The following is a 471-nucleotide window of genomic DNA, read 5'->3' as shown; positions in this document are numbered from 1 at the left end:
AAAGGCGATCCGATTATTTTGCCAAATGGTGCAGAGCTTTATTTTCTCGGTACTAACGCAAACACAGCACAAGGTTATCACGGTGATACCTATCTGGATGAATATTTCTGGATACCAAAGTTTTTGGTATTCAGAAAAGTCACCAGCGGTATGGCGATGCATAAGAAGTGGAAGCAAACGTATTTTTCCACTCCATCCAGTATCACTCATGAGGCATACGATTTTTGGACTGGCGATTTATTCAATAAGAAGCGCCCTAAAGATCAACGTATTACCTTTGATGTTTCGCATGAGGCACTAGCAAAAGGTCGCTTATGTGAGGATCGCCAATGGCGTCAGATTGTGACTGTGGAGGATGCAATCAGGGGCGGCTGTGATTTATTTGACCTTGATGAATTGCGCCTTGAATACAGTGACGACGAATTCGACAACTTATTGATGTGTGAATTTGTCGACGATACGCAGTCGGTC

1 protein-coding gene is annotated in these 471 nt (G+C 43.3%); it reads left to right on the top strand.

Annotated elements, in window-relative coordinates; genetic code table 11:
• Positions 1-471, top strand: a 471-nt coding sequence (locus A596_RS23270; RefSeq protein ID WP_039918859.1) for a terminase large subunit domain-containing protein, incomplete at both ends; no start/stop codon positions are given.

The organism is Cellvibrio mixtus subsp. mixtus J3-8 (genome assembly GCF_000766945.1).
In the GTDB taxonomy this organism is placed as follows: domain Bacteria; phylum Pseudomonadota; class Gammaproteobacteria; order Pseudomonadales; family Cellvibrionaceae; genus Cellvibrio; species Cellvibrio mixtus_A.
The sequence above is the reverse complement of the archived record's forward strand: the minus strand, read 5'-3'. Positions and strand labels throughout refer to the sequence as shown.